22 protein-coding genes, 1 pseudogene and 1 riboswitch are annotated in these 23,282 nt (G+C 28.0%); of the genes and pseudogenes, 8 read left to right on the top strand and 15 right to left on the bottom strand.

Features of this window, described 5'->3' with window-relative positions:
* Window positions 1-1,392 precede the first annotated feature (1,392 nt).
* The 8 genes and pseudogenes from KGF48_RS20765 to KGF48_RS20760 all read right to left on the bottom strand — a co-directional run.
* Window positions 1,393-2,964 (bottom strand): annotated as a pseudogene (locus KGF48_RS20765) (cell wall-binding repeat-containing protein); the annotation flags it as partial.
* A 469-nt stretch (window positions 2,965-3,433) separates the two neighbouring features.
* The gene (locus KGF48_RS17160) at window positions 3,434-4,819 is read right to left on the bottom strand and encodes a sensor histidine kinase (RefSeq protein WP_227868311.1); all 1,386 of its coding nucleotides are present in this window, start codon (window positions 4,817-4,819) and stop codon (window positions 3,434-3,436) included.
* Window positions 4,812-5,459 (bottom strand): response regulator transcription factor, encoded by a 648-nt coding sequence (locus KGF48_RS17155; RefSeq protein ID WP_227841049.1) that lies wholly within the window; start codon window positions 5,457-5,459, stop codon window positions 4,812-4,814. Before KGF48_RS17155 ends, KGF48_RS17160 begins: the two co-directional genes overlap by 8 nt.
* Window positions 5,460-5,791: 332 nt before the next feature.
* The gene (locus KGF48_RS17150) at window positions 5,792-6,631 is read right to left on the bottom strand and encodes a PTS system mannose/fructose/sorbose family transporter subunit IID (protein WP_227841048.1); all 840 of its coding nucleotides are present in this window, start codon (window positions 6,629-6,631) and stop codon (window positions 5,792-5,794) included.
* A 24-nt stretch (window positions 6,632-6,655) separates the two neighbouring features.
* Window positions 6,656-7,414 (bottom strand): PTS sugar transporter subunit IIC, encoded by a 759-nt coding sequence (locus KGF48_RS17145; protein ID WP_227841047.1) that lies wholly within the window; start codon window positions 7,412-7,414, stop codon window positions 6,656-6,658.
* A 43-nt stretch (window positions 7,415-7,457) separates the two neighbouring features.
* On the bottom strand, window positions 7,458-7,931 hold the full coding sequence (locus tag KGF48_RS17140) for a PTS sugar transporter subunit IIB (protein WP_227830401.1): 474 nt from the start codon (window positions 7,929-7,931) through the stop codon (window positions 7,458-7,460).
* A 28-nt stretch (window positions 7,932-7,959) separates the two neighbouring features.
* The gene (locus KGF48_RS17135) at window positions 7,960-8,376 is read right to left on the bottom strand and encodes a PTS sugar transporter subunit IIA (RefSeq protein ID WP_413894824.1); all 417 of its coding nucleotides are present in this window, start codon (window positions 8,374-8,376) and stop codon (window positions 7,960-7,962) included.
* 54 nt (window positions 8,377-8,430) lie between these two features.
* Window positions 8,431-9,483, bottom strand: coding sequence for a galactitol-1-phosphate 5-dehydrogenase (locus KGF48_RS20760; protein WP_227830399.1), 1,053 nt, complete (start codon window positions 9,481-9,483; stop codon window positions 8,431-8,433).
* Between the two features lie 397 nt (window positions 9,484-9,880).
* On the opposite strand from KGF48_RS20760, the gene KGF48_RS17125 reads away from it, so the two are divergent.
* A complete protein-coding gene (locus KGF48_RS17125; RefSeq protein ID WP_227830398.1) occupies window positions 9,881-10,561 on the top strand; it encodes a phosphoribosylaminoimidazolesuccinocarboxamide synthase in 681 nt (226 codons plus the stop codon).
* A gap of 212 nt (window positions 10,562-10,773) precedes the next feature.
* On the opposite strand, the gene sugE is transcribed toward KGF48_RS17125, so the two are convergent.
* Window positions 10,774-11,094: a quaternary ammonium compound efflux SMR transporter SugE gene (gene sugE / locus KGF48_RS17120; RefSeq protein WP_227830397.1), complete on the bottom strand. Its 321-nt coding sequence runs from the start codon at window positions 11,092-11,094 to the stop codon at window positions 10,774-10,776.
* A 71-nt stretch (window positions 11,095-11,165) separates the two neighbouring features.
* Window positions 11,166-11,271, bottom strand: a riboswitch (guanidine-I (ykkC/yxkD leader).
* A 217-nt stretch (window positions 11,272-11,488) separates the two neighbouring features.
* On the opposite strand from sugE, the gene KGF48_RS17115 reads away from it, so the two are divergent.
* On the top strand, window positions 11,489-12,316 hold the full coding sequence (locus tag KGF48_RS17115) for a carbon-nitrogen hydrolase family protein (protein ID WP_227868310.1): 828 nt from the start codon (window positions 11,489-11,491) through the stop codon (window positions 12,314-12,316).
* 113 nt (window positions 12,317-12,429) lie between these two features.
* Here KGF48_RS17115 and KGF48_RS17110 read toward each other — a convergent pair whose 3' ends face one another.
* A complete protein-coding gene (locus KGF48_RS17110; protein ID WP_227830395.1) occupies window positions 12,430-13,020 on the bottom strand; it encodes an EFR1 family ferrodoxin in 591 nt (196 codons plus the stop codon).
* Window positions 13,021-13,179: 159 nt separating this feature from the next.
* On the opposite strand from KGF48_RS17110, the gene KGF48_RS17105 reads away from it, so the two are divergent.
* The 4 genes from KGF48_RS17105 to KGF48_RS17090 all read left to right on the top strand — a co-directional run bounded on the left by KGF48_RS17105 (window position 13,180) and on the right by KGF48_RS17090 (window position 18,380).
* Window positions 13,180-13,854 carry a response regulator transcription factor gene (locus KGF48_RS17105; RefSeq protein ID WP_227830394.1) on the top strand — a complete coding sequence of 225 codons (675 nt, stop codon included), beginning with the start codon at window positions 13,180-13,182 and terminating at the stop codon, window positions 13,852-13,854.
* A complete protein-coding gene (locus KGF48_RS17100) occupies window positions 13,842-15,002 on the top strand; it encodes a sensor histidine kinase (RefSeq protein WP_227868309.1) in 1,161 nt (386 codons plus the stop codon). Before KGF48_RS17105 ends, KGF48_RS17100 begins: the two co-directional genes overlap by 13 nt.
* A gap of 232 nt (window positions 15,003-15,234) precedes the next feature.
* The gene (locus KGF48_RS17095; RefSeq protein ID WP_227841273.1) at window positions 15,235-15,903 is read left to right on the top strand and encodes an ABC transporter ATP-binding protein; all 669 of its coding nucleotides are present in this window, start codon (window positions 15,235-15,237) and stop codon (window positions 15,901-15,903) included.
* 2 nt (window positions 15,904-15,905) lie between these two features.
* On the top strand, window positions 15,906-18,380 hold the full coding sequence (locus KGF48_RS17090; RefSeq protein ID WP_227841274.1) for an ABC transporter permease: 2,475 nt from the start codon (window positions 15,906-15,908) through the stop codon (window positions 18,378-18,380).
* A gap of 293 nt (window positions 18,381-18,673) precedes the next feature.
* Here KGF48_RS17090 and KGF48_RS17085 read toward each other — a convergent pair whose 3' ends face one another.
* Together KGF48_RS17085 and KGF48_RS17080 are read right to left on the bottom strand one after the other, a co-directional pair.
* Window positions 18,674-19,549: a M23 family metallopeptidase gene (locus KGF48_RS17085; protein ID WP_227841275.1), complete on the bottom strand. Its 876-nt coding sequence runs from the start codon at window positions 19,547-19,549 to the stop codon at window positions 18,674-18,676.
* 252 nt (window positions 19,550-19,801) lie between these two features.
* Entirely contained in the window at window positions 19,802-20,314 is a 513-nt protein-coding gene (locus KGF48_RS17080) for a hypothetical protein (RefSeq protein ID WP_227868308.1), read from the bottom strand.
* A 200-nt stretch (window positions 20,315-20,514) separates the two neighbouring features.
* Between KGF48_RS17080 and KGF48_RS17075 the strand changes: the two genes are divergently transcribed.
* On the top strand, window positions 20,515-20,772 hold the full coding sequence (locus KGF48_RS17075; protein ID WP_227841277.1) for a hypothetical protein: 258 nt from the start codon (window positions 20,515-20,517) through the stop codon (window positions 20,770-20,772).
* Between the two features lie 124 nt (window positions 20,773-20,896).
* Window positions 20,897-21,520: a uracil-DNA glycosylase family protein gene (locus KGF48_RS17070; protein WP_227841278.1), complete on the top strand. Its 624-nt coding sequence runs from the start codon at window positions 20,897-20,899 to the stop codon at window positions 21,518-21,520.
* Between the two features lie 154 nt (window positions 21,521-21,674).
* Here KGF48_RS17070 and KGF48_RS17065 read toward each other — a convergent pair whose 3' ends face one another.
* From KGF48_RS17065 to KGF48_RS17055, 3 genes are all read right to left on the bottom strand, one after another.
* Window positions 21,675-22,454 (bottom strand): EFR1 family ferrodoxin, encoded by a 780-nt coding sequence (locus tag KGF48_RS17065; RefSeq protein ID WP_227868307.1) that lies wholly within the window; start codon window positions 22,452-22,454, stop codon window positions 21,675-21,677.
* A gap of 69 nt (window positions 22,455-22,523) precedes the next feature.
* Window positions 22,524-22,745 (bottom strand): hypothetical protein, encoded by a 222-nt coding sequence (locus KGF48_RS17060; protein ID WP_227830495.1) that lies wholly within the window; start codon window positions 22,743-22,745, stop codon window positions 22,524-22,526.
* A gap of 85 nt (window positions 22,746-22,830) precedes the next feature.
* A partial coding sequence (locus KGF48_RS17055) for a transposase (RefSeq protein ID WP_227868306.1) occupies window positions 22,831-23,282 on the bottom strand: 452 nt, incomplete at its 5' end.

The following is a 23,282-nucleotide window of genomic DNA, read 5'->3' as shown; positions in this document are numbered from 1 at the left end:
TTAAGCTAGTTTTACTATCTTCTATGTTTATATAATAACTCTTGTGTGTGAATTTAATAGAGAATTCATATGAATATTATGTGAAGTTTTAAAGGTATAGTTTTTAAATTTTTCATATGAATATTATTCAAAATTTGCTACTTTAGTATACCAAAAGAGCTGTAGGTAAATTTGTTTTTATACAAATCTACTTACAGCCCATTTTACATACTAGTTTTATTTATTGAAATTAAAAAGATTTACTGCTATTCTACCTAATAAAGAGGATACAGTTGTTACTGTTGTTTTAACAGGTACTGTTACCTCTATTGATTTTGTATCTGCTGTTTTTCCACTTGATGTATGCTCTACTGTAAATACTAATGTAACTTTTGTTTCTGCATCTGGTGGTACTATTGTTCCATCTTTCTTTATAACATTTTCATTAGTTGATGATTTTATTGATATAGTATATCCACTTGGTACTGTTGGCATAGTTAGTGTTGTTGCATCTTTTGTTGGTTCAGTTACACTTGTTATTTTTGATGCCTCATTATCTACTGCTTCTTGGTCTGTATCTACAGCTGTTTTAGCAGGTACTGTTACCTCTATTGATTTCGTATCTGCTGTTTTTCCACTTGATGTATGCTCTACTGTAAATACTAATGTAACTTTTGTTTCTGCATCTGGTGGTACTATTGTTCCATCTTTCTTTATAACATTTTCATTAGTTGATGATTTTATTGATATAGTATATCCACTTGGTACTGTTGGCATAGTTAGTGTTGTTGCATCTTTTGTTGGTTCAGTTACACTTGTTATTTTTGATGCCTCATTATCTACTGCTTCTTGGTCTGTATCTACAGCTGTTTTAGCAGGTACTGTTACCTCTATTGATTTCGTATCTGCTGTTTTTCCACTTGATGTATGCTCTACTGTAAATACTAATGTAACTTTTGTTTCTGCATCTGGTGGTACTATTGTTCCATTTTTATCTACAACTGCCTCATTATCTGAAGTCTTTATTGCTATTGTATATCCACTTGATACTGATGGCATAGTTAATTTAGTTGCATCTTTTGCTGGTGCAACTATACTTGTTATTTTTGCTGCCTCTTTATTTACTGCTGTTTGTAATTCTTCATCTGTTGATTTAGCTGGTACTACTACACCTATTTCTTTAGTATCTGCTGTTTTTCCACTTGATGTATGTGTTATTTTAAATACTAGTTTCACTGTTGTTGCTGTATTTTGTGGTACTATTGTTCCATCTTTCTTTATAACATTCTCGTTGCTTGATGATTTTATTGCTATTGTATATCCACTTGATACTGATGGCATAGTTAATTTAGTTGCATCTTTTGCTGGTGCAGCTACACTTGTTATTTTTGCAGCCTCTTTATTTACTGCTGTTTGATTTTGGTTAGAAGAACTTCCTCCACTACTACTTCCTCCTGAAGAACCTCCACTTGATGAACTTCCTCCTGATGAGTTAGAACCTGGATTATTTCCACTTATAGATGGAGAATTGTCTCCCTTAACAGTACTTATTGTACCCTTATTATCTATAGTAGTTCCTTTAGAATTATTTGTAACTGTAGTTATCTTACCACCATTATTTACTTTTACTTGACTTGCTCCAGATGCTACTGTTAAACTACCAATCTCACCTTTTGAATTATTTTCTATCTTAGCTCCATTTTTATCATTAACTTTTAAGTTAGTTATTTTTCCATAGTTAACAAAAGTTCCATCTTTAACATCATCTATAATTACATCATCTACTTTTGCATAGTTATTTACATCCCCATTAGGCATGTTGATAGTTACAGTCTTTGTATATGTACCATTTAAGTTCACTGTTACTGCTTTGTCAGTTTGTATTGTAAATGCTTCTTTAACTTCACTAGTTGGTTTAAAGTTTATAACATCATTAGCAGTTGCTTTATCTACAGCTGATTTTAATTCAGCAATTGTTTTAGCCTCAACTGTACTTACTTCTTGTAATGATTTCATTTCATTAAATGCTGTTTCATTACCATTTCCACCAACCTTAGTTATTTTATCAAAACTCTTAGAGTTAACTAAAGTTTTTTGTGAAGCTGATAGATTTTTTCCAACTAAAACTACTGGCGATTGATTTTTAGCACCTAATACACCTACTGCTAATGCATCTATAAGTTGGTCTTGTTTAGCCATACCATCTTTAGTTACATATGCATTTTTTAAATCTGTCTTTTTATAGAATTCTTTTACTACTTTTGCATTTGTATCATTTCTATCTGTTCCACCTAATCTTGTACTATTTGGTAGTTTATTTTTTACAGCTTCAGAAACTGAACTTTCCCCACCTACTACATAAGATTGAGTTATTCCTGCATCTTTTATAAATTTATCTGCAACTGCTGTTCCATTTTTAGAATCAGCAAGTATTACTGGCATATTATTTTGTGCAGCTGGAGCACCCACACTTACTGCATCTGCAAGCCCTTTTTCACCATTAACTACAGCTATTTTCTTAACATCACTTACTGCATCTAATCTCTTTGCTAACTCTAAAGATGTTTGGTATCTCTCTGCACCAGATATTCTTTCAAAAGATATTTTTAAATCTTTTATTTGTTTTTCTATATTTGCACTTAATACAGAAGTTCCACCTATTAAATATATTTTCTTAGCTTTTAATCTTTGTAACTCTGCTTTTGTCTTATCATTTAATTTATCTTTACCTGTTAAAAGTATAGGAGCATTTTTTGCCTTTGCAAATGGTGTTGCGGATAGAGCATCTGCTATAGATGAATCATTTACTATTACTACCTCATCAGCATTTTTCCATCCATCTTGACTTATTTTTACAGCAGTTTCATATCTCTCTTGTCCTGTTAAATTTGTTGCTACTGTTTGCGCACTAGCTATGCCTGCTGTAGAACTTCCAGCTATCATAGTAACTGTAAGCATAGCAGCAATCTTCTTTGGTATTTTCATTATATTTCCCCCTTGTCCATTAGTAGTACCTAATTGCTTCTTTTTGTTCCCGTTTTAATTCTAATGGATACTTAAAGACTAATTTTAAAGAGGTTTTCTAACTATAATGATTTCATAATTAATATATAATTTACTTATTATTTTCTTATATTATAGTTATTATAAAGGAATATGTATATTTTCTAATTAATTGAAAAATTAGTAAATTTAAATTTTAAGGTGAGTTTAATTTTTATGTTAATGAATTGTAGTAAAATAGTAGATTTTATGTAAAAAAAAGTAGCTCTTAGAATTAAAAGTGCTACTTCTTTTATAAATAAATTTCATTATTTATACTTATGATTATATATTAATCAACCAATTTTATCCATATGAAAAACAAATTAATTTGATGTTTTTTAAATTATTTTTTATATTTATATTTTATTTTGTTGTATCTTTATGAGACAATATAAAAATAATATAAAGCTTATATAAAGATAATATAAAACTCTATCTTTCCATCATAAATTTCAACCTTATATCTAAAATTATTTTCTTCAAGTATAGTCTTGACTATTGTAAGACCAAGACCAGTACCTGAAAGTTCTTTACTTCTTGACTTCTCTAAGACATAAAAAGGCTTCCATATATTATCAATCTCATCTTCTCTATCATAATCTATTCCATTTTTTATAGATAAAATAATCTTATCCTTATCTCTAAAAAGATTAATCTCTATCTCATTATCACTAGTATACTTTATTGCATTACTAATCAGATTATTAAGTACCATATCTATACTATCTTTATCAGAATTTATTATAAGATTTTTATCTTCTATATCGCATTTAACACTTATATTATCCTTAGATATCAATAATTCATAATTTTTTAAATTCTTTAGCAGTCTTTCCTTTAAATCTACTTCACACAAACTAACTTCTTTTTTCTCATATTTAGCCCAATATAAAAGGGTATTTATTGTATTAGACATATTTTCTGCCTGTTCAATTATTGTATCTGTATAAGTACCATCATCCAAGCCATCTTTCATGCCTATAGAATATGCTTTTATAAGTGCTATTGGAGTTTTCATTTCATGAGATGCATCAGATATAAAAGACTTCAAATTTTCATTCCTTTTATTTAATTCATTGTGTGCCTTTTCAAGCTTTACACTCATTATATTTATGCTATAAGCTAACTCTTCTATTTCATCGTTCGTTTTTATAGCCTCAGTTCTAAAGTTTAACTCAGATATATCCTTAGATAAAAGCTTTAATTTTTCCATAGGCCTTATAATTCTGTTTGACAGTATAAATGTAAGTATAGTTATTATAATTACTGAAAATATCCCCATTATTATATTAAATCTATTTACTATACCAATTGTTTCTTCTGAATGTTCTATTGGTATAGATATAGCAAATAAATAATTATCCTTTTTCATAAACTTTACTAGTAGACTATATTTGGTTTTTCCTTGATTATATATTTTATTAATACTTTTATTGTCAATATCCTTTAAAACACTTCCTTCAATCCAAAATTTATTTAAGCTCAAACCTTTATTCCAAAAGGCATCTAGTAAATCTTCATTTATTTTATCTATGCTATTTTTATCTTTGTAATTTTTATCTAATGTTACATATACAATGGCTGTATTGCTTTTTTCTTCAATTGATTCAATATTTGACTTTAATTTATTCATATCCTTATGTTTTATTTCATTTTCAATATTATTCAATACATTTCTTTTTTCATGTAAATAATACCTATGAATAAACATACTATTTATAACTATAGATATTATATAAACGACTACAACTACTATTGATATACTTATAGATAACTTCTTATTTAGTTTAGTCATCAAAATCCTCCAGACTATATCCTAATCCTCTGTAAGTTTTTATTATATCTTCTCCTATTTTTGTTCTAAGTCTTCTTATATGAGTGTCTACTGTTCTAAAATCTCCATCATAATCCAATCCCCAGACTAAATCTAAAAGTCTTTCCCTAGATAACACTATTCCTTTGTTATTGACTAAACAGCGCATTAATTCCAATTCTTTTTTAGTCAATAGTAGTTCATCATTACCTTTAAAAACTTTATTTGACTCAAAATCTATTTTTAAATCTTTTATATTAATTGTATCTTTATAATTTACCAATTTCTTAGCCCTTATTATTAAAACTCTAGGGTCAAATGGCTTTTTAACATATTCATCTGCTCCTATATTGAGTGCCTCGATTTCATCTTCACTTTGACTTTTAGCTGTTAACATAAGTACCTTTGTATTACTATTTTCTTTTATCTCTTTACAAACCTCTATTCCATCAATTACTGGCATCATCCAGTCCAGTATTGCTAAGTCTATTTTATTTTCATAAAAAACATTTAAAGCTTCTTCGCCATTTTTTGCAGTAAATACATTGAAGCCTTCTTTTTTAAAATAAGCACAAAGTATCTTAATCATACTCACTTCATCATCAGCAATTAATATATTCATATATTCACATCCCTAAATTTATTATATTTCATATTATATCCATTGTTTCAATTATATAAAATATATGTTACAGGAAGTTTACAATTATTACTAAAGCTCAATATAAAATACAGTACAGATAAGCTTTAATACTAAGTCCATAAATAAAAAAGTACCTCATTTACAATTAAAAAATCATTTTGAGATACCTTTTACAAAATTATATATTCTACATAGCTTATCTAAGCTTAAATCTTAATCTATTGAAAATCTAATTTACCCTAATTACTATTGTATTTTATAGATATAGCCAATTTATCTAAAATCCTCATTAATACATCATATGCATTTATTTAAAATAATCCTAATATACCTGTAATAGCACCTACCACTATCAATATACCCATTATTTTTATTGGAGAAAGACCTTTCTTTAAAGCTAAAAGCACTAACAAAGTAAGTACCAAAGGAATTAATCCAGGAAATATCTTATCAAGTAAATCTGTCTGAAGACTAAATTTAAAATCTCCACTAGTATAACTTATTGGTGTAGATAAATTAATAAATCTACCTACAAGTCCGCCCATAACTAAAGTCCCTAGTATAGAAGCACCTTCTATAACTTTATTTACTATTCCACCCTGAAGTATACTTTCAACAGCTTTTTTACCATACTTATAACCATTTGTCCACATTCCAAATGAAATTGAAGTCATTATTATATATTGAGCTAATACAAATAATATCGGTCCTGCAATTGATGCTCCTCCCTCAGTTAAACCAATACAAACAGCTAATACTATAGGTGTTATAACTCCTTGAGTTAAAGTATCTCCAATCCCTGCCAATGGTCCCATCAAACCTGTCTTTATGGCATTCATACCATCACCACTTATTTCATCTGCTCCATTAGCTTTTTCTTCTTCCATAGCTATTGTTATTCCATGTATAACACATCCACATATAGGCTCTGTATTAAAAAATGCCAAGTGAGTTTCTACTTCTTGCTTTAACTCTTCTTTATCTGGATATAGTTTTTTAAGTACTGGTAACATTGAATGTGAAAATGCTGTTGATTGTAATCTTTCATAATTGTAGTTGGATTGTGCAAAGAAAAACCATCTTAGCCATGACTTTATCACATCTTTTTTGCTTAACGTTTTCTTAGCTACTTGACTTTTTGTATTTGACATAATATTTTCCCCTTTCTTATATATTTAAGATGTCGCACCATCTTTTCCATATTTAATTGAAGTAATTGTAAGAGCAAGTATTACTCCAATAACAGATATTACTATTATATCTATTTTAAAATAAACAGCCATTAATATACCTAATATGAAAAATGGCATAGTAAACTTATTTCCAATTAATTTTAAGTTCATAGCAATTCCTAGCGCTGGTAACATAGCTCCAATTACATTGAATACATGTAATACATTATCATTCATTACTTCTAACATTCCATCTATTGCATTTGGCCCAAAATAAACAACTAATAACGCTGGTATAAAACTCATTACAAACAATAGTATCTGAGGTGGAACTATATTTATAAATGCTACTTTATCTATATTCCCTTTTTGAACCTCTCTATCTGCCCAGTGTGCAAAAAAAGAATTTACTGTCATTTTACCTATCCAAAGCACAGTTGCAACAGTACCTAGCGGAACAGCTATTGCCATTGCAGTACTTACATCCAAATTAGATGCTATAGCTAAAGCAGTCCCCACATATCCTGCAAAAGCTGGGTCTCCCATTTGAGCCCCTCCTGCTGATATGAATCCTAAGTATATCATATTTATACCTGCACCTATAATTGCTCCTTGAACTGGGTCTCCTAGTATAATTCCTGTTACAAATCCAGCTAATAAAGGTCTATTCCATGTAAAAAATCCAACATAAGTTAGCCATGGACTCCAAGAAAGATAATAAAAAATTGCTATTAAAACTGCTTGAATTAGTGAAATTTGCATGTTCTTCCTCCTTATTTACTTTTAAATATTTACAAAATAGGCCTTACAATAATGTTCCTACATCAATTTTCTTTGCATCTGGAACTATTTGTATAAAACACTTAACATCTTTTGATATTAATTCCTTAAATATTTCTTTCTCTTCATCTGATACTGATATATTTTTATAAAAACTTTTTCTTCCAAGACCAGCTCCCATACCCCCAACATTTAACTCTTTTAAATCTACTCCATTATTTACTAGACCCAAAACAGTTTTAGGATATTTAACTAATACTATTAAATTCTCATCTCCATCATATGATTTTAAAACCTCAGCACCTGATTCTATATCATGCACTTCAACCTTAACAGTTGAAGGTGCTGCCATTTGTAAGACTTGTACTATAAATGGGTCTTTTACAACTAAATCATCTACTATTACTATTCTCTTTGCTGATGTAATCTTACACCAAGCAGTGATAACTTGACCATGTATTAACCTATCATCAATTCTTGTTAACGCTATATTGCTCATAATAATTCCTCCAAAATTTTAATTTATTTTATATCTTTAAAGCTGCTTTTACGTCCTTAATTCCTGAAGCTCCAACTTCTTCACATAAACTTTTTAAATCTTTTAACTTCATAGTATCTCTGTTTAAAAACAGTTCTAAAAGCATAGGCAAATTTACACCTGTTAAACATTCCAATTCACAGTCCTTAGCAAATTTGTTTATTATAACAGCAGATGTATTGAAAGGAGTTCCTCCATAAAAATCAAGTAATACTAAAATACCTTCATCTTTATATTTTTCAATTCCATTTTCTAATTTTCTACTAAACTCATCTATACTGTCACCATGGTTTAATCCTAAAGTTTCTACTTTTTCTTGTTTCCCTACTATTAATTCAGCACTTTCTAACATTGCTTTAGCCATATTCCCATGTGCAGCTATAATTATTCCTGCCATATGAATCATACCTCTCTTAACTTTTTTATATACACTATAAATTACTATCTTTATTACTCTACCTTAATTAGCCACATTAACCATTATCTTACCAAAGAAAATATCTCTTTTGTATATTTTTTCAAAATAATCTGGCACTTCATCTAAATTTATTCTGTGTGTCACCAATTTTTCAACATTCATGTCACCTTTTTGCATATGATACAAGCCAGCACTCCATTCTTTTCCTGGAAATGGAAATGAATTTCCAAACCAAGTTCCTTTCACAGTTAGCTCACTTCTCACTATCTTTTCAAATTGTTCTCTGCTTAAAGCTACATCTCCATATGGTACTCCTGCATAAAGTACTGTCCCACCTTTTTTAGCTAATAACAATACCTGACCACATGTCATTGGAGTCCCTGCTGATTCAATAACAATGTCTGCTCCAGCTCCATTAGTTAATTTTTTTATCTCTTCTACAATATTTTTTTCTTTTGCATTTATACAAATATCTGCTCCTAATTCCTTCGCTAATTCTAATTTCTCATCAAATACATCTATAGCCACTATTTTTGTAGAACCAAATATTTTTGCCCATTGTATTGAAAACAAGCCTATTGGTCCTGTTCCAAGTACTACAACAGTATCTCCCACCTTAGTTTCTGACCTAAAAAGTCCATGTCCTGCTATACACACTGGCTCTAAAGCAGCAGCCGTTTCATAACTTATTTCTTCTGGTATTTTTATTAAATTTCTCTCCTTTACCTTTGTGTATTCAGCAAAACATCCTCCAAGCTCTTTATTTCCTATTATTGCTACATTATTACATCTTGAATACAGCCCTTTTTTACATTCATCACATTCAAAACATGGCATAGCTGGACAAACAGCAACTCTATCTCCTATTTTAAAATCTTTTACTTCTATACCAACTTCTGCTACCTCTCCTGAAAATTCATGACCTAAGATTTCTCCAACCATATGAGGACCTGTCTTTGAGTATTTCGATATATCAGAGCCACATATCCCAGCAACTTTTACTTTAACTATTACATCATCTTTTTCTAATATTTTAGGTATATCTGCATTCTCGACTCTTGTATCTCTTACACCATAGAACTTAACTGACTTCACATTAACCACCTCTATTGTTTATTTTATTTAGATATATACTCATCTTTTTTATGTAAAATATATAAAGCAATTTTTATGCCAATATTTGTAAATATAGGTTTCATGCCATTTATCAGACTATTATTATATGTGTGTCAAAGTGTGTCAAAAAAATTTCCTACAAAAACTTATGTGTGTTAATACAAATGACACTCACTTTCTTTCTTGGCACTTTTCTAAACTTTTTTATAAAGTGTACTTTTTTTGTTATTTTTGTAAAAATGTTCGGAAAAATTCTCTATTTTTGTGATATAATATTAAATGTAAGGCATCAATATAAATTTTTATACGAATACCAGAACTTTTTTGACACTAATGCCTTATTCAATATAATAATTTAATATTTTGGAGGTTGTTTATGAAAAAAGTGTATCAAGGAAAGACTAAAGATGTTTTTGAATTAGATAATGGAAATTGCTTACTTAAATTTAAGGATGATGTAACTGGCAAAGATGGTGTATTCGATCCAGGTGAAAATACTGTAGGGCTAAGCATAGATGGAATTGGTAAGGCTAATTTAGAAACATCTGTTAAGTTCTTTGAAATTCTAAACAATGCTGGAATTAAAACTCATTATGTAAGTGCTAATTTAGAAGATGCAACTATGGAAGTGTTACCAGCAAAAGTTTTTGGTAATGGATTAGAAGTTATTTGTCGTTATAGAGCTGTTGGTAGTTTCTTACGTCGTTATGGTTCATGTGTTGAAGAAGGAGCTAAGTTAGATTGTTATGTAGAAGCAACTTTAAAAGATGATGACCGTTGTGACCCACTTATAACATCTGAAGGTTTAGAAGCTTTAAATATTATGACTCAAGCTCAATTCGATTCAATGAAGAGTATGACTCAAAAAATTTCTAACATAGTTCGTGATACTATAGCTGAAAAAGGACTTGAACTTTATGATATTAAGTTTGAATTTGGATTCTACAATAATGAAGTAATATTAATAGATGAGATAGCATCTGGAAATATGCGTGTTTATAAAGATGGTGTAATAGTTGACCCTATGGATTTAACTGCTTTATTATTAGCAAAATAATTATACAGAATATATACATATAATTTTCAAATAAAAATCTAATAAACTTATAAATAAAAATAAGCTATGAAGCAGAAATTCTATAAAATGTTAATTACTTTAAAACATTTTATAATTTCTAAGTTCATAGCTTTTTTATTTTGTTGTTAAAATATTTTAGTTTATATACTCTATAACTATCATCTCCTACTATTTATCGTAATTCATACTTATTAGTTGGTAGATAATAATTTCAATCCTACAATCCCCACTACAATAAGACCTATACATAAAATTCTAGCCATATTAACTGGTTCATTTAAAAGAGCAATGCCTACAATAGCAGTTCCAACTGTACCAATTCCAGTCCATATGGCATATGACGTTCCAAGTGGAAGATGTTTAAGTGCCAATGATAAAAAATAAAAACTAACAATCATCCCAACAACAGTAAGTATACTTGGAGTCAACTTAGAAAATCCATGTGAATTTTTTAATTGAAATGCCCAAAACACTTCAAATAGTCCTGCAATAAATAAAAATAACCATTTCATAAAATCATCCCTCTTTTCAAATAATATATCTCTTTTTTAGCAATAAAATAACCTGAGAAATATTATAAAATATCTCCCAGGTTTTTATCCTTCCGTGTTCACAACAAAATTATGTTGTGGGTTTTATCTTGGACCAGACCAATCATTAATAATTGCGGAACCCTATAAAACTCTATTATTATTTTATTGTCTTTAAAATAATACTATCAACATAGGTAAAAAAAGTCAATATAGTGATATGATATAAATTATAAGAGTATAAATTAAAATATATATCTATAGTAATTTGTACTCTTCAGTTATATAACATACTCAACTTACATATTTTGTATTTATATCTAATTTTTATTTAATATGTTATAATAACATAAAAATATCGAAAGGAGTAATTTTTATGAATTCCTACAAAATTGCAGTATGTCAGATGATGACTACAGAAAATAAGATTAAAAATATTAATCATGCTGTAGAAATGGTAACAGAAGCTGCCAATAATGGAGCTAAAATTGTGGTTTTACCAGAAATGTTTAACTGTCCATATGAAAATAAATACTTTCCTAAATTTGCTGAAGAATATCCAGGTGAAACAACAAATACATTGAGTAAACTAGCTGAAAAACATGGAATTTATCTAATTTCTGGTAGTATTCCAGAATTAGAAGATAGCAAAATCTATAATACTTGTTATGTATTTGATAAAAGTGGAACTTTAATTGGAAAACATCGTAAAATGCACTTATTTGACATTGAAGTTACAGGAAAAGTTAGCTTTAAAGAATCTGATACTCTTACTGCTGGAAATGATGTTACTATAATAGATACTGAATATGGAAAAATGGGTATTGCTATTTGCTATGATATTCGTTTCCCTGAATTATCACGTTTGATGGCTATTGAAGGTGCAGAAATAGTTATCTTGCCAGCAGCATTTAATATGACAACTGGACCTGCACATTGGGAATTATCTATCAGAATGCGTGCTTTAGATAATCAAGTGTTCTATGTTGGTGCTGCACCTGCTCGAAATAAAGATGCTTCTTACATAGCTTTTGGTAATTCAAGAATTTCAGACCCTTGGGGAAAAATTATCGCTCAGGCTGATGAAAAAGAATGCATTATCTATGCTGATATTAATAGAGATTTAATTCCTAATATAAGACAACAATTGCCATTACTTAAACATAGAAGAACAGACTTATATGAACTTAATATTTTAAAATAAAAAATTATATGACCCCATAAATTAATTATTTAAAATGTTTATGGGGTTTTTATTATTGTAATTATACCAACTACTCTTAATTACTAATTGGTTACTAGTAGTTATTACCTTTATTAAATATCCTTATTTTTCTCACTTATCATATCTTCCAACTTTATATTTGGATTTTGGTATCTCTTTTTATTTTTAGTTACATCTTTCCATTGAATTGCTTGCTTAGGACACCAATGTACACATGCTAAACAATGTTCACAATTGTGTAAAAACTTCGGTCTGCCCTCCTCAATATCTATATTATTTACAGGACATACTTTTGAACAAATACCACATTCTATACAGCTATCTTCAACTGAAAAATGCCTGTCTTTATTTGCACAAGATGAAATATATTTTTTATAAAACTTTTTGTATATAAAATTTGTTCTGCCAATTTTATTATTTTTCTTATTTACAATATCTTCTGACACTTCATTAACCTTGATTTCTGCTTTTCTAAGTAAATTGTCAATTTTTTTATCATCTTTTATTTTAAACTCACAAATGTAATTAGAAACCATCTGTATCCTTGAACCTAGATTTAGTCCATGACCCTTCTCTTTCAACAAAGCATCCACATCATAAATTGCGCTTCCACCTATCACGCCTCCACAAGTTACTACAGCAAAAATATATGGTTTATCACTTTTAATATTTAAATTTTCCAATAATTAGACACTTGATTTATTTAGTATATAAAAATATACTGATTTTAATCACTAAAAATAGCATATTTTTATGTAGATTTAATAATTTGAGAAATTATTGAGATTTTTATACTAAAATAAAAGTTGTTTAAAAAGTTTTATTTAGAAAGGAGAATTTTTATGAACAGTAAAATACTCGTCGTAGATGATGAAGAAGGTATCATCACTTTATTAAAGGATTATTTTGAAATAAATGATTATGAAGTTTACACTGCCCATAATGGAAAAGAAGCACTAGAAAAAATATCTAAAAATCCAGACATTATTCTACTTGATATAAACATGCCTGAAATAAATGGAATTGAAGTTTGCAGTAGAATTAGAGATTATATATCATGCCCTATTTTGTTTTTAACAGCTAAAATTGAAAACACTGATAAACTTAATGGTTTTCGTGTTGGTGCTGACGATTATATTGTAAAACCTTTTGATTTAGAAGAACTTGGTGCAAGAGTTTCTGCTCATTTAAGACGTGAACAAAGAAAATCAAATCACACTAAAGTCAAATTTTATAAAGATTTAGTAATAGATTATGAAGAAAGGTCAATTTCTATTGATAATAATCAAGTTTCACTTTCGAAAAAAGAATTTGATATCGTAGAACTTCTCTCTACGAATCCTGGTCAAGTATTTGATAGGGAGAGGATTTATGATAGAATATGGGGCTATGATAACAATGGAAATAGTGATGTTATAATGGAACATATCAGAAAAATACGAATTAAATTATCAAAATATACCCTTGAAAATTACATAGAAACGGTATGGGGAGCTGGTTACAAATGGATAAAATAAAAAATATGTCATTAAAAAAATCTTTTTTCTTTCTCACTCTATCTTCATTAATTATAGCATCAGTACTTACAACTATCTCATACATTTTACTTAATTATATATATCACTCTATACAAGACAAATATTTACAAACTCCCTTATACACAGAAACTATAACCATAATGCAAAATAATATAAATCAATACAGCGATTTTGATAAAGTGTTGATTAATATTATTAGTACACTTCAGCTTGTACTCCCACTTGTATTTTTTATAGGGCTTCTATTATTGGCTGATATAATTTTTTATAAGGTAAAATTAAAGACACCTATTGAAATACTTAATAAAGGAGCAAGTGAAATATCCAATAATAACTTAGATTTTTACTTAGAATATAAGAGTAATGACGAATTAGGTAATCTGTGCAATGCTTTCGAGAAAATGAGGTCCCAACTAAATAAAAATAATATAAAAATGTGGACCATGATAGATGATAGAAAACAGCTTAATACTGCTTTTTCTCATGATTTAAGAAATCCCCTAACAGTTCTAAAAGGATACTCAGACTATTTAACAAAATACATACCAACAGGAAAACTTAGTGATAAAAAAATTTTATCAACTACACAACTTATGTCTGAACATATTGACAGAATTGAATACTATGTAAATAGTATGAGTAATGCTCAACGATTAGAAGACATAGTTATTACAAAAACTATATTGAATATAAATGATTTTATAGAAAATTTAGATAGTAATATATCTATTTTATCAAAGCAAACTGGAAAATCTTTTAAACTTACAAATAAGGTGGACAATATAAACATATTATTTGATGAAAATATTATTCATAGAGTTATTGAAAATATAATATCAAATGCATTTAGATATGCAAAAAATAAAGTATCTATACTTATATACCTTGAGCAAAAATTCCTTATTTTTGTAATTGAAGATGATGGTGTGGGATTTAGTGAAGAATCTCTCAAATCAGCATTAAAACCTTTTTATAAAGATAAGACTTTAAATAATAACAACTCAAATTTTGGCATGGGTCTTTATATATCTAAAGTATTATGTGAAAAACATGGAGGTTCTATTTTTGTTGAAAATAATTTAATTGGTAGTGCTAAAATTACAATAAAGTTCTCAACAAAAGACTAGAGATACTTTAATTTTTAATCTGGATTTATCTGGATTTCCTTGTATAAAACATAATAAACTTTTAAGCTTTATTAACATGCACCCTATAAAAGTAGATAATTAATAAAAGATAAAATCTTAAACATAAATATATTCTTTTTATCTAGAATTTACTTCTATTTATATAAAAAGTTGAGAAAAAATTGAGTTTTATAACTTACACTCTTCTTATACAAAAAAGGAGAGTGTTTTTATGATTATAAAAGCAAAACAATTATCAAAAATATATGGTTCTAATAACAACAAAGTTATTGCATTAAACAATATTGATTTAGAAATAAATACAGGTGAATTTGTTTCTATCATTGGACCTTCTGGAAGTGGAAAAAGTACACTTTTACATATCTTAAGTGGATTGGATAGTCCTACATCTGGACAAGTATTACTTGATGGGAAAGATATGTATAAATATAGTGAAAAGGAACTTTCCACTCTTAGAAGAAAATATTTTGGATTTGTATTTCAACAGTTTAATCTATTGCCTGTTTTGACAGCTTCAGAAAATATTTCAATGCCTGTATTATTAGATAAAAGACAACCTGACAAAAAATACTTAGATGAAATTTCATCATTGCTTAGAATCTCAGATAGATTGCATCATCTTCCACATGAACTCTCAGGAGGTCAGCAACAAAGAGTTGCCATTGCTAGAGCATTAATTGCAAAGCCAAATGTAATATTTGCTGATGAACCTACAGGAAACTTAGACAGCACAAGTGGTAGTGAAGTTATGAATCTTCTTATTAAAACATCAAAGCAATTTAAAAAGACTCTAGTAGTAATAACTCATGATGATAGGATTGCAAAGCTTGCTGACAGACAGCTTTCAATAATTGATGGTATACTTATGGAGGTGAAATAGTAATGAAAAATTACCTTTCACTTTCAATAAAAGAGTTAAAAAACCAAAAACTTATGACTACATTAATTATTATTGCAATAATGATGTCGACTATAATGACAACTGTAGTAGGTCAATCAATTGGTATACTTCAAAATTTAAGAACTGAGCAAGCTCGCTCTTTTAATGGTGATAGACATGTATCCTTTCACCAGCTTAATAAAACTCAAGTTGATAAACTAAAAAAAGATAATAGAATCTATCAAGCTGGTCTTTCAACAACACTTGGTACTAGTAAAATAAAGAATACAGGTATCTCTATACTTGTAAAAGAATACGATAAGGTAGGACTTTCCAACTATCCAAAACTAATGAAATTAAAGTCTGGAAATCTTCCTAAAAATAAAAATGAGATTGCCTTAGATGAAAATACCTTACAGCTTATGGGAATAAAACCAAAGCTTGGTATGACTATTCCTATGGATTTAAATATCTCACTTTTAAATGATACAGAACAACCCTATAGTTATAAAACCAATTTTAAACTAAGTGGTATTTTAGAAAATGACTATACAGGCTATGCAAGTGGAATAGTAAATAGTGTTGTAGGTAAAGGTACATCAGAAAAGCTATTACCTAAAAGATATGCTTTATCATCATTGGATTTTAAAATAAAGCAACAAAATAAATTTCAAGAAATTGTAAATCAATTAGCTAGAAAAGTCAATATTCCTCGTAGTTCAATTCAATACAACTGGGTTTATTTAAATACATTAGGAATTAACTTTGAAGGAAATAAAAACAGTTCCAATAGTGATAGCATATCTATAATTATAGTAATATCTTTATTTGTTGCACTATTAGTACTACTAGCCTCTGGACTTGTAATCTATAATATTTTAAAGATTTCTGTTACAAAGAAAATTAAAGAGTATGGATGTTTAAGAGCAATTGGAGCTGAACCAAATCAACTATATAAAATTATTATTTTACAAATTTTATTTTTATGTGTTATTGCTATACCTATTGGAGCCATAATTGGAATTGTTTCTTCTGAAAGTATAGCTAAAATGGTTACAAATATCTTAAATCCAGATATATTTTTAGTAAATAATACTAAAGAAATGACTGAACTTATACATAAAAATTCAACAGGCTACTTAATACCACTATTATTAAGCGTTGGTATTTCACTAGTATTTTCATTTGTTGCAGCTTTACCATCAGCAATATATGCTTCACATGTTTCTCCTAAAATTGCTATGGCTGGTAACACTACCAAAATCAAAAGAAAAATTAAAATTAAACGAGAAAAACCAATCAAAAACTTCGAAAGACATCTAGCATGGCTAAACCTAAAAAGAAATAAAGGTAGAACTATAATCACTATACTATCATTATTTATGAGTATAACAGTATTTGTTGCACTGAGTGAATTTTCTAATGTATTAGATGTATCCAAATCGGTTAGCGACCTAAAAAAAGGAGATTTTTCTTTAACAAATGAAGTGCCTGGCTTTGATAAATCTACACTTGATAAAATAGTTAACATGAAAAATATCAATCGTACCTCTTTTATCAAATACTCTGAATATAAACAAGGAGAAATAAATACAGATATTAACTTTGAAAATGGTTCTGAAATGTTAAAAGTTATTGGAATTGATGAGCAAACTCTTAAAGAATTAATACCTTCTATCACAGATTCTTTATTAGAGGATTTCAAAAATGGTTCTCTATGCCTTATAAAAAATCCAATTGCTATTTCTACACCAGACACAAAATTTAAGGCTACAAACCTAAAACCAAAGGATAATATTACAATTAATAAAAAACAATTAAAAGTATATAATACTGTAGATAAAATGATTAATTTACAAGGTAATGGTTGGTTAAATGGTATTGATGTTATTGTATATGATACTGTATATGACACCCTAACAAATAAAGATAGATTCAGTCAGATAAATGTTTATGCTAAAGATAAATCAAGTTTAGAAGAAATAAAGTTATCTATTGAACAAATTTGTAAAAACAATCCAGGCTCTCGTTGGATATCGTACATTGAATCAGACAACCAACTTAAAGAAAGTTTTAAACAAATACAATTTTTAGCATGGGCCATTATACTATTTGTAGGATTGATTGGCACTTTAAACATTATTAACACAACTCATACAAACATTAATACTAGAATTAATGAAATTGGAGTTAAGAGAGCTATTGGTATGAGTAACAGTAGTTTATACAAAATGTTTTTATGGGAAGGTTGCTATTATGGAATATTTGCTGCTATATTTGGTTCAATTGCAGGATATGCCAGTGCTGTTATAATAAACATGGCCACTATAGAAAAAATTGATTTTACTAATATCCCAATTATTTCGATTTCACAAGCTACACTTGTTGCTATAATTGCATGTATTATAGCCACTCTTATTCCTTTAAGAAAAATTAAAAAAATGGATATTATTGATTGTATAGATATTATAGAATGATAATAATAAATTAATATCTACAAATAAAACATAATAAATTATCTTTTTCAAATTATAATTCTATAGCTTTTTTGATTATATATCTTTAAGACCACAAATATTGGTATCTCCTTTATTTATGGTCTTTTTTATGTTTTCATTTAGTGTCTATTTACATATTTTCTCATATCTTGGTATATTTTAGAGTTTAAAAGTAGCAAATTAGTAAAAACAGTATATGAGTTTAATACAATTTGTAAAATCAAACACTTTTTATAAAAATCACATTAATTGACTTTTAAATCCACAGTTATCTATTTCTTTTGATTTTCTACAGTCTGTCCTCCAGTAATATAATGAACATCTGTATCTTCTGTGCAATTTATAATGTTGTCAAAGTATATAGGTAAACTTGCTGAAAACAAAAAACTCTTACCTTGCTGAATTTGAAAATGTATATGTGGCTCACTTGTATTTCCGCTATTTCCACAGCTTGCTATTTGCTGTCCTTGCTTTATAAAATCACCTACACTGACTATAAAGCTATCTTTTTTTAAATGTGCTATTGTGCTGTATTCATTTGATGTATGCTTAATCACAATATAATTTCCCCTTATATCCGAAGCAGAGCATTGTACTTCTACTTTATTAGAAATAGGAGTGTCTTCAAAACTATTCTTAATTTCCACTACAATACCATCGGCAGGTGCTATAACAGGTTGATTGTAACAAAAATAATCAGTTACAGAAGTTCTGTTGTTGGAATATGATTTTCCGTTTCTTTCTATAACAAAGTCATAAGCATATCGTTGATTACATATTCCCCAAGAGTGTGAGTTTTCTTTGTCAATTCCTCCATTTGCAACAAGCCATCTTCCATTGAATGGAAGAATATAACCATTCACTGTTTTGTGATTGTAGACATTAGGTAATCGAAATAGATTTCTCAAGTAAATAATTGGTATCCCTATTAACATACCAATGTTTTGAAAAAGAAATTTTAAGTCTTTTACTTCTTGCATATCATCATCACATTTTAATACTAAAATAAGCGATAAAATAAAATCTAAAATAGCAAGTAAGAAAAATAAATAAAAAAGTTCCAACAATTTAATATTTAATATTGTACCAACAATTCCAATACAGCCCATCCAGTACATTTTCTTTATGATTTTAATAACCTTTTGCACAGAAAGCCAACCCCTTATAAATTCCAATTATATTAGTCATATATTACCATATATAGTATTATAAAGTCATTTCTTTTATGCTTTAAGTAAAAATATTTACAAAAAAATAAAGTTGCCAAAGTAAAATTAGATAGAGTTGCCAATTTTACTTTGGCAACTCTATCTAATTTTATATTTATAAGTTATACTTATAAGCTTTACTGTATGTAAATTAACTATACTAAATTTACTCTACCTAATTTAAAGTATTTATTAATCTATAAGATTATATTTCTTTAGACATCTAACATAATTTGCTACTAGATAATAATTATTTATATCATCTTCATCTAATCCTTTAAATACAGTTATTTCATCAGTAAGTTCACTACTCCCTTCCACAAAAACACAGCCTGTTTCAAATTCCATACCCACAACAATAGAACAAGCACTATAAACTTCTTCCTGATTTTCACATAAAGTCTTTGCGTTTCCTTCATTTTGAATTGTAAATACAATAGGTTTTAATTCTTTATTGCTCGGTATCTTTTTTGAAAAAGGTTTATTTAACTTAATATTATTAATGACTACATTGTTAAATTCTTCCGAAGCTTCTTCTTTTAGTGTATATTTTTGTTTTAAATATTCTATTAATTCTAAAGTAGACTTAGAATTTACATTTAAAGTACTTCTATATTTTTCATATACAGATTTCCATTCTCTAACTTTTTGTTGTGATATTTCCTGCGTATCTGTATTTATTTTTTCTTCTGGCATTTTTTTCATATAAAATCTCCATCCCATCTTTATGTAATCTTATTGATACATTTCATTTAAAAACCTTAGTTTATTAATTTTAATATTTCTATCCTACTTCTAAAAACTTTACAAGTCAATGTAATTTTGCTATCTTTGGTTTATAACAGTTTAGAATTAATTTCTTTTATAATGGTAATAGATTAATATTATTTCTGGAGGGCATATTTATGTTTTTAAATAGAATTGAACTTTTCAAAGGATATTCCTTAGATAAATTTAACGAAATATGTGATATATTATCAGTGAATAAAATTGAATATAAATATAAAGTACGCAATAATGTTTACTCTAAAAGACTTTCTAATAATAAAATGGTTCTTGGAAATTTGGGTCAAAAAGAAGACTTTTCCTATGAATACTCAATTTATGTACATAAAGATGATTATGAACAAGCATTTGCTTTAATAAATTCTAAATTTAGATAAGTTATTATTTAATAAACATGACATTCTGTTGTCATGTTTATTGTGCTATTATATTTTTAAAATTCTTTTGCTTTACAATTACTTTTTATAGTATTTAATGCTTAAAATTAAGGAGGTTAAACATATGAAGATAAATATAAAATCAACTTTAAATGAATTTATTAAAAATAATAATCTTTTTGAGGATAATGAAATCTTATCATATCTTCCCAATATAACAATAGATACAGACTCTATAAAAACTATAATGATTAACGAAGTTGTCCCAAGTAATCCTAATGATGATTTTTATAGTTTAGATGAGCATGCTGACTACTTAAAAACTACAATCCCTTTATTCCAAAATGCAGGTACAAAAGTATCTAGTATAAATGAGATTTTAAATCTAGGCATATATATAACTAATGCAGTAAAATTACCTAAATCAGAATATACAATAACTCGTGACACCATTCAATCGCACATGCCTATTTTAGAAGAAGAAATTAAATTATTCAGTAATCTAAAAGTAATAATGTTGATGGGAGATGTAGCAAAAAAATCTTTTAATATGATTACTAAAAAACATACAAAAAAGAATGCAGTTCCTTCTATTTCAACATATAAACTTCGTAATAGCGAACTTTACTATGATAATTTACGAATATTTCCATCATATATTATGACTGGTGGAAACTTATTGATTGAAAAATCAAAATTCGAAATGGCCTCAGAAGATATTCAAAAAATGATAGAACTTATAAAATAATAAAAAAGTGCCTCATCAAAAACGCTTTGAGGCACTCTACTTTTCAAGCTATAATGTATAATTATATTACTCTTTTTTATAGTAAATTTAAATTTTTTTATATTATTTATCACTAAATTTTAATATTGTCCATCATTAAATAAATTAAACTTATCTATTTATCTAAAAATATATCCTTCACAGTAACGTCTGGATGGTGATACTTCTTCCTATCTGTCAAAAACAATTTTTTTATATTAATTGCCTCTTTGGGACACCAATGGAAACAGGCTAAACACCTTTCACACTCATTACCCCACTTTGGCTTTCTGTCAACTATACTTATGTTTTCTAATGGGCAAACTCTTTTGCATGTCCCACACCCATTACACTTATCTTCTGCAAAAAATTTAGTAGTGGCAATCTGCATGTTTTTACCCACTAGACGAAGTGTAAAACTGTCTACATATGACTTTAAATTATTTTTTCCTTCTATCTTTCCACTCTCTAAGTTGTTGATACACTTTGTTATTTCTGACACTCTATTAGTAAAGTTTCTTAGTCTCTCTTCTTCAACATCTAAAGGTGTTGTCAAAGCATTTCCAGGCATATCAATTACAAAACCAGCAGATAGCTCTTTTCCTTTTTTCTTAAGTAATTTGTTTATAGTAAACAAACTATGGCCAGCCACTCCATTACATGTAGCAATAGCATATATATCGGGATTGCTATTAAAATTTAATTTATCTATAAAAGACTTTACTATATCAGGAACATCAGCAAAATAAACTGGAAAAACAATTATCAAGATATCTTCATTTACGTCTATATTTCTTTCTTTTCTATGTATAGCTAAAGGTATTAATTCTCCATTTTCATTTAACATTTCTTTTAAAGTCTTTGAAACTACTAAAGAGTTTCCCGTTCCAGAAAAATAATAAATCTTAGAACTCATCCTTATCCCTCTTTCTATTGTTTTGTATCATCAATGAGTTAAAAAGACTTCTTAAAACATAATTTATACTTATTTACTGAGTTTATCCAAAGCTTCAGTAAATAAAGACAGTTCCTCATCTGAAATAGATTTAAATGTCTCTGTTGCATATATGTCTGCAATTTTATTTAATGGCTCTTCTAATTCTCTGCCTAAATCTGTTAAAAATATTTGAAACTTTCGTCTATCTTTAACATCTACTTTACGAACACTGAACCTCCCATGACTAAAGTCACAGGGTTCCTGCTTCATAGAATTTTGCATACTAAAATATGTCTTACCAATTCTCCACAGGCTATCCCCGTAGTTCCTACGGTTCTTACATAAGTTATCTATTTTAAACTGTTATTAGTCTTAATCCTTCTTTTAGTATATTTATACTTGCATTTATATCTCTATCGTGAGTTACATTACAACAAGGACAAATCCATTCTCTTATATTTAAATTCTTAACTTCCTCGTTTTTGTACCCACATTTATTGCATATTTGTGAACTTGCAAAGAATTTACCTACCTTTACAATTTGCCTACCATACCAATTAGCCTTGTATTCTAATTGGCGAACAAATTCTGACCATGACACATCAGAAATTAAACGAGATAATTTACGATTTCTAGTCATATTCTTTACTTGTAAATCTTCTATGCAAATAATATCATTTTCTTGTATTAATTTAGTAGATAGTTTTTGTAGAAAATCCTTTCGCCTATTAGCTATATGTTCTTGAAGTCTTGCAACTTTTAATCTTGCTTTATTTCTATTTAAACTACCGATTGTTTTTCTCGATA

This window comes from Clostridioides sp. ZZV15-6388, assembly GCF_020657755.1.
Lineage (GTDB): Bacteria > Bacillota > Clostridia > Peptostreptococcales > Peptostreptococcaceae > Clostridioides.
This window is presented reverse-complemented; position numbering and strand designations above follow the sequence as displayed.

Bases quoted from the DNA above. Each gene is read 5' to 3' on its own strand.
- KGF48_RS17125 (WP_227830398.1), top strand. From the start codon at position 9,881: ATGAAAAAAGTGTATCAAGGAAAGACTAAAGATGTTTTTGAATTAGAT.
- KGF48_RS17060 (WP_227830495.1), bottom strand. From the start codon at position 22,745: ATGAAGCAGGAACCCTGTGACTTTAGTCATGGGAGGTTCAGTGTTCGT.
- KGF48_RS17145 (WP_227841047.1), bottom strand. From the start codon at position 7,414: ATGCAAATTTCACTAATTCAAGCAGTTTTAATAGCAATTTTTTATTAT.
- KGF48_RS17065 (WP_227868307.1), bottom strand. From the start codon at position 22,454: ATGAGTTCTAAGATTTATTATTTTTCTGGAACGGGAAACTCTTTAGTA.
- KGF48_RS17140 (WP_227830401.1), bottom strand. From the start codon at position 7,931: ATGAGCAATATAGCGTTAACAAGAATTGATGATAGGTTAATACATGGT.
- sugE (WP_227830397.1), bottom strand. From the start codon at position 11,094: ATGAAATGGTTATTTTTATTTATTGCAGGACTATTTGAAGTGTTTTGG.
- KGF48_RS17090 (WP_227841274.1), top strand. From the start codon at position 15,906: ATGAAAAATTACCTTTCACTTTCAATAAAAGAGTTAAAAAACCAAAAA.
- KGF48_RS17135 (WP_413894824.1), bottom strand. From the start codon at position 8,376: ATGATTCATATGGCAGGAATAATTATAGCTGCACATGGGAATATGGCT.
- KGF48_RS17155 (WP_227841049.1), bottom strand. From the start codon at position 5,459: ATGAATATATTAATTGCTGATGATGAAGTGAGTATGATTAAGATACTT.
- KGF48_RS17075 (WP_227841277.1), top strand. From the start codon at position 20,515: ATGTTTTTAAATAGAATTGAACTTTTCAAAGGATATTCCTTAGATAAA.
- KGF48_RS17070 (WP_227841278.1), top strand. From the start codon at position 20,897: ATGAAGATAAATATAAAATCAACTTTAAATGAATTTATTAAAAATAAT.
- KGF48_RS17080 (WP_227868308.1), bottom strand. From the start codon at position 20,314: ATGAAAAAAATGCCAGAAGAAAAAATAAATACAGATACGCAGGAAATA.
- KGF48_RS17150 (WP_227841048.1), bottom strand. From the start codon at position 6,631: ATGTCAAATACAAAAAGTCAAGTAGCTAAGAAAACGTTAAGCAAAAAA.
- KGF48_RS17160 (WP_227868311.1), bottom strand. From the start codon at position 4,819: ATGACTAAACTAAATAAGAAGTTATCTATAAGTATATCAATAGTAGTT.
- KGF48_RS17105 (WP_227830394.1), top strand. From the start codon at position 13,180: ATGAACAGTAAAATACTCGTCGTAGATGATGAAGAAGGTATCATCACT.
- KGF48_RS17095 (WP_227841273.1), top strand. From the start codon at position 15,235: ATGATTATAAAAGCAAAACAATTATCAAAAATATATGGTTCTAATAAC.
- KGF48_RS17115 (WP_227868310.1), top strand. From the start codon at position 11,489: ATGAATTCCTACAAAATTGCAGTATGTCAGATGATGACTACAGAAAAT.
- KGF48_RS17100 (WP_227868309.1), top strand. From the start codon at position 13,842: ATGGATAAAATAAAAAATATGTCATTAAAAAAATCTTTTTTCTTTCTC.